Below are 6,045 nucleotides of genomic sequence, written 5' to 3'. Positions count from 1 at the left end.
GTTTTAACCAGAGGTAATTATCAATTATCCATTATCAATTATCAATTATTGAACGAATCATTAATAATTAATAGTTGATAGTCAATTAATTATTCATTCAACAATTCACGCCTTGAAGCCTCCCATTGTAATTAATTAATATAATTAATAATTAATAATTAATAATTAATTTCCCGAAAAATAAAGGTTTAAAGCCTCTCCTGTCAAGGAGAAACAAGAAAAAATTTTCCTTTTATTCAATCCTCTTCCTTTTAGAGAGAGGTAATTATCAATTATCCATTATTGAAACGCCATAAAGAACCATGAGATAGTCTTTTATAAATTATGAATGTGTTACTCTAGATAATTATTAATTATTCAGTCGGGGTAATTATTAATGATTAATTGTATTCCTAGGTCATGCTGCGCAAACTTCTGTCGCCAACATGAACATTGTTAATTGCTGAAATAAACCCGCCCTAATGCACACCCATTGAGTAGGGCGGGTAAATGTTTAATTATTCAGATAAATAGCACTTATTTTAGTCGTTGCGTTACGGCACAATCTACTCTGTTATATCATGTCCGGATAATTAGTGATAAAAAAAACTTTCTTCTTTTTATACTTTCTTTCTCCTTTCTTCCCTCCTGACTTCTGTACGGGCGTTTTGCTATCGCACAACTCCGTTAACGCGGAGCGACATATAAAGCGGAGCTTTGCGTTAGCACATGGCCATTTCCGTTCCGGAATGCTCCGCAAACGCCCCTACGACTCCTGAGGACTCTCTCGTTTATTTATAACTATTCAACCGGACATGATATTAGAGATAATATATTCCTTATGATAGCCCCTAATGCATCCTAGCAGACTCTCAATTTACGGCTAAATGCTGATAATTTTACAGAAATTTATTTTCATATTTCAAAATTAAAAACTCCCCTGTTTTTTAGGGGAGTTTAGTTATTTATTCTCAATAATTCCAACTTTAACAAAAGAGAAAAATATAAGTTTCTAGGGTAGGTTTAAATAAAAGGATCGACAATTAAACCCAAATATTAATTTTTCCTACCCACCCTAATTATTTCAGAATTAATGTGGCTATTAAGCTTGAGTTACCACTTCCTTTTCTTTTGCTAAAAACTTCTCTAATTCTGTCAACGCATCAGCATCAACTTTAGTTTGCATCGGACAGAATTTAGGTCCGCACATAGAACAAAATTCAGCAGTTTTATAGATATCTGCTGGCAAAGTTTCGTCGTGATATTCTTTTGCTCGATCTGGATCTAAAGATAATTCAAATTGACGGTTCCAATCAAAATTATAACGAGCAGCAGAAAGTTCATCATCTCTATCTCTCGCTCCCTGACGATGCCGAGCAATATCCGCAGCATGGGCAGCAATTTTATAAGCAATTAACCCATTTCTCACATCTTCAGCATCAGGTAAACCTAAATGTTCTTTCGGAGTAACGTAACATAACATGGCTGTACCATACCAACCTGCCATTGCAGCACCAATAGCAGATGTAATATGGTCATAACCAGGGGCAATATCTGTTACTAATGGACCTAAAACATAGAAAGGTGCTTCTGAACATTCTTCCATCTGTTTCTTGACGTTAAACTCAATTTTGTCCATTGGAACATGACCAGGACCTTCTACCATAACTTGGACATCATGTTCCCAAGCACGACGAGTTAATTGACCTAATGTTTTTAATTCTGCTAATTGTGCCTCATCAGAAGCGTCGTGAGTACAACCGGGTCGCAAAGAATCTCCTAAACTAAAGGAAACATCATATTTTTTGAAGATTTCGATGATTTCGTCAAAATGGGTGTATAATGGATTTTGCTTATGGTGGTGTAACATCCACTTAGCGATAATTCCACCGCCACGGGAAACTATACCAGTAATACGACTTCTGACTAAAGGTAGATGCTCAATTAACATTCCAGCGTGAATAGTTTGATAATCTACACCTTGTTGAGCGTGCTTTTCGATAACATGAAGAAAATCATCGGCAGTCAAATTTTCTATTCTGCCGTGAACACTCTCTACTGCCTGGTAAACTGGTACTGTACCTATAGGAACTGGGGAGGCGTTAATAATGGCAGTTCTAATTTCATCTAAATTACCGCCACCTGTAGATAAGTCCATCACGGTATCTGCACCGTATTTAATAGACAGTTTCAGTTTATCAACTTCCTGATTAATATCAGAACTATTAGGAGAGGCACCAATATTAGCATTAACTTTACACCGAGAAGCAATGCCAATAGCCATTGGTTCGAGGTTGGTGTGGTTAATATTAGCAGGGATAATCATTCTACCCCTAGCTACTTCTGCGCGGATTAACTCAGCAGGGAGATTTTCTCGTTGGGCAACAAAGTCCATTTCTTCTGTGATGATTCCCTGACGAGCATAGTGCATTTGAGAGACATTGTTGTGTCCACTACGCTTGGCGATCCATTCTGTCCGCATATTTTTTCCTTTAAATAAACAGCTTCCCTCCGCTGGTATTAACCAGTCTCAGGTTCTAAGGGTATTTCTCAGCCTAAATATTTAGGCACTCCTAGCTTAACTTTTTAATATAGCATTTTTTTGGGATCGAGGGTAATTAATATCAAATCTGGTTGAATACTTATTATATAGTTGGAAGAGCAGGGGAGTAGGGGGAGAGAGGGAGTAGGGGAGATTGAATATTGAAGTGTAGTTATAGACATATACTATATAACCAGATTCTATATAAGTCAAAAGTTAAAAGTTAAAAGTTAAAAAGAAATTGATGATTGACAACAAAAGGAAGAAGGTTGATTATTTATGTTACCTTGTTCCTGTACAAATTAAATTATTCTAAAAAATAATTAAGAGTTGAAAAATATTCTGCAAAAATTATTCTATTTTGTCTAATTATAAAAAGTCTAATAACCATGACTTTTATAGTCACAGTTATTAAGTATTTGGATGGCAATTTAAGATGGCGAGTTACAAATAGCATCTCCATTTGGAGATTCAAAATATGCCAAACATTCTAATTCTTGAATTTTGTCATCTTTATTGCGGTTATCTACTTCCAAATAATTTACTTTCTCTTGAAGTTGTTGAATTTGATGCTGCAAATCTTGATATAGATGCCGTGTATTTTTAATTGTGTGAATTAGGTCAAATATTAGACTTAGTGCTAATTTACAAATTTCCTCTATTTTGTCTAACATTTTTTCCATTGTCATTTCAGATAAATTTTCAGGTTGGGATAGTTGAGTTTTTGGAGTATTAGAAGTCAACATTTTTTTCTCTCCAGTTTTCTTGGATGTGAACTTTGACTCTTCCAACTTAATGCCTTTATCTGTGGGGTAGAGGAAATGTGTTTTGGATATTAAGTTTTGTTAAGGAAATTTATATACACCACCTTCAGCATAAGCTTTTTTGCCATTTTTCCAGGCCAGAGAACGACGCTTATCCCATGTTTTTGATTTTCGTTTTCGACTAACAGTTCCATTTAATCTACAAGTTTCCATTGCTAATTCATTAAACTCATCTAATGCTTCCTGAGTTAACATTTTGTCTTCAACAGCAAATTGACTAACAGTAATTACCATATCTTGCCATGAAGCAGAAAAATATACCCAAGGAAAATGTTTTTTTATCTGTTTTTTTATCTCTTCAATTTCATCAAAACTCTGCGGTTGATAATAAAAACCATTTTTCATCCCTTTAAATAAGAACTTACTAATTAATTGACTTCCTATTTCTGCTTTTTTTAAAGATACTTCTTGGTAAGATTTCGTCAAGCACACAGAGAAAATGTCATCCTCGTTTTCCTTTATAATTTCACTAAATAACTCGTAGGGAGAATCAAAAGAATACTCTTGAATTAAGATTTTCCTAAAAAACTCAAGAAAAATCTGAGGCAATGGCAAAGATAAACAATCAGCAGTAGAAACAATATATCGGAGAAATGAATGAAAAAAATCTACATAAGGCTCAACAATTTTAACTATCTCCAATAAGCTACGGTAGTATTCTACAAAAAGTTCAATTCCATATTTTTCAAGTTTGTCAATTTCTTTATTCTTAATAGCAATATCTAAACCATCACCTTTGACTAAATTACATTCTTCCCGCCAAGCTTGAGCAATTAAAATATTCCACTTTCTGCGTTTCTGCCATTCGTCCTTTTGCTCCTCAGTCCAACATTTTGCCAACAAACTTTCACTAGGCAAATTTTCCATAACCTGAGCAATTTTTTCCAATACTTCTCTTTCTTTTTGAGTCATTTTTTACCAATTCACTGTAAATATCTCACAAATAATTTCACGCTTAATTATATTAAGCGTTGGCGGAGCCTAGCGGCAGCTATATCGCCTAAAATTCTTATTGTCTTTTTTAGCTAAAAATATCTTAGGTAGGTGAGCATAAATAAACGTAATGAGTGTAGGGCGGGTTTAGTAGACTACAGCGCTTATGTCAAGCCTTTCAGTTAAACCCGCCCCGACAATTTTTTCCACATTTAATTAGACCTACTGGACCGACACATCTAAAATGGTGCGTTACGACAGATTGTTAAATACCTTTCATAGTCTAGGTTGTAGCTGTCTAACGCACCCTACTGGACTGACACACTTTCAATTGTGCAATAGTAGGGGCGGATTTTAGTTGAAATTTTCATATTCACCCTAAGATTAAGTAAACCCGCCCTAATGCAGAGTTTTAGCTGTGTCGGTCTACTACAAGTTTTCCACTATTTTAGCTGTGTCACGCCACTACTAGCTTTTGACTTTTAACTTTTAACTTCTGACTTCTGACTTCTAACTTTCAAGATTTAGGCCCCTTTTTAGGGTAGTCTAGAAAGAATGACCAAATTTATTAATTTCAATAGAAAAAATGACAGTATCTGCCTCTACTCGTACCGTTCGGATCGGTTCCCGCAAAAGTCAACTCGCCTTAGTTCAAACCTATTGGGTGCAAGAAGAACTCCAGAAAAATTTCCCAGACATTACATTTGAGGTCGAAACTATGTCTACCCAAGGGGACAAAATTCTAGATGTGCCCCTAGCAAAAATTGGGGATAAGGGACTTTTCACTAAAGAACTGGAAGTGGGAATGCTGGAAAAGAAAACTGACTTGGCAGTTCATTCTCTCAAAGACTTACCGACTAACTTACCAGAAGGTTTGATGTTGGGTTGCGTCACCGAACGGGAAAACCCAGCAGATGCTTTGGTAGTGCATGAAAAGTTCAAAGATAAACAACTTGAGACTTTGCCAGAAGGTGCTGTTATTGGTACGTCTTCTCTGAGACGTTTAGCACAACTCCGTCACCATTACCCCCACTTAGAATTTAAGGATGTTCGTGGTAATCTGAATACTAGACTGGCAAAATTGGATGCTGGTGAGTATGATGCCATTATTTTAGCTTTTGCTGGTTTGCATAGATTAGGAATGGGCGATCGCATTCATCAAGTTATACCTCCAGAAGTTTCTCTTCATGCAGTAGGTCAAGGTGCTTTAGGAATAGAATGTCGTGAGGGAGATAGTGATATTCTAGATTTATTGAAGAGTTTGGAACATACTGCCACTGCTCATAGATGTTATGCCGAACGTGCTTTTTTGAGAGAGTTAGAAGGGGGTTGTCAAGTTCCCATTGGTGTTAATACTCAAATAGAAGGGGAACAACTGACTTTAACTGGTTTAGTTGCTAGTTTAGATGGCAAGAAATTGGTTAAAGATGTTGTCACTGGTGCTGCTTCTGATGCGGAACAAATAGGTATTGAATTAGCGAAAAAATTGAGAGAGCAAGGTGCCCAAGAAATTTTAGATGCAATTTTGGCAGAAATTGACCGTAGTTAATTTTGAAGTTATCTATAAACTTGGAATATTTGGCTGAGATATCTGAGTTATAGGGGCGAGTTTAAAAATAAATATTGAGGTGATATTTTTGATACTTCAACAGAAACCTAATTCGCCCCTAAAAAAATTAGAATATCTGATTAGTTATATAGAAGCCCTAACAGTATCTTGGGCTTTGTTGCGAGTTTTTGGCTCAGTCCTCAGTCCTCGTAGGGGCG

The 6,045-nt window shown here is 35.9% G+C and carries 4 protein-coding genes and 1 riboswitch; of the genes, 1 reads left to right on the top strand and 3 read right to left on the bottom strand.

Features of this window, described 5'->3' with window-relative positions; genetic code table 11:
- Nucleotides 1–1,081: 1,081 nt before the first annotated feature.
- The 3 genes from thiC to ACP6PK_RS00930 form a co-directional block, all read right to left on the bottom strand.
- The gene (gene thiC, locus ACP6PK_RS00940; RefSeq protein ID WP_426556971.1) at nucleotides 1,082–2,461 is read right to left on the bottom strand and encodes a phosphomethylpyrimidine synthase; all 1,380 of its coding nucleotides are present in this window, start codon (nucleotides 2,459–2,461) and stop codon (nucleotides 1,082–1,084) included.
- 7 nt (nucleotides 2,462–2,468) lie between these two features.
- A riboswitch (TPP riboswitch) is annotated at nucleotides 2,469–2,564 on the bottom strand.
- 388 nt (nucleotides 2,565–2,952) lie between these two features.
- On the bottom strand, nucleotides 2,953–3,267 hold the full coding sequence (locus tag ACP6PK_RS00935; protein ID WP_426556969.1) for a hypothetical protein: 315 nt from the start codon (nucleotides 3,265–3,267) through the stop codon (nucleotides 2,953–2,955).
- A 99-nt stretch (nucleotides 3,268–3,366) separates the two neighbouring features.
- Nucleotides 3,367–4,257: a hypothetical protein gene (locus tag ACP6PK_RS00930; protein ID WP_426556967.1), complete on the bottom strand. Its 891-nt coding sequence runs from the start codon at nucleotides 4,255–4,257 to the stop codon at nucleotides 3,367–3,369.
- 607 nt (nucleotides 4,258–4,864) lie between these two features.
- Here ACP6PK_RS00930 and hemC point away from each other — a divergent pair.
- The gene (gene hemC / locus ACP6PK_RS00925; protein ID WP_426556965.1) at nucleotides 4,865–5,827 is read left to right on the top strand and encodes a hydroxymethylbilane synthase; all 963 of its coding nucleotides are present in this window, start codon (nucleotides 4,865–4,867) and stop codon (nucleotides 5,825–5,827) included.
- Nucleotides 5,828–6,045: the final 218 nt, after the last annotated feature.

The sequence above is a fragment of the Dapis hubbardiae BLCC-M172 genome (genome assembly GCF_050016015.1).
In the GTDB taxonomy this organism is placed as follows: Bacteria; Cyanobacteriota; Cyanobacteriia; order Cyanobacteriales; family Microcoleaceae; genus Trichodesmium.
The sequence above is the reverse complement of the archived record's forward strand: the minus strand, read 5'-3'. Positions and strand labels throughout refer to the sequence as shown.

Excerpts from the sequence above, each read along its gene's own strand:
- thiC (WP_426556971.1), bottom strand. The coding sequence starts at position 2,461 with ATGCGGACAGAATGGATCGCCAAGCGTAGTGGACACAACAATGTCTCT.
- ACP6PK_RS00935 (WP_426556969.1), bottom strand. The coding sequence starts at position 3,267 with ATGTTGACTTCTAATACTCCAAAAACTCAACTATCCCAACCTGAAAAT.
- hemC (WP_426556965.1), top strand. The coding sequence starts at position 4,865 with ATGACAGTATCTGCCTCTACTCGTACCGTTCGGATCGGTTCCCGCAAA.
- ACP6PK_RS00930 (WP_426556967.1), bottom strand. The coding sequence starts at position 4,257 with ATGACTCAAAAAGAAAGAGAAGTATTGGAAAAAATTGCTCAGGTTATG.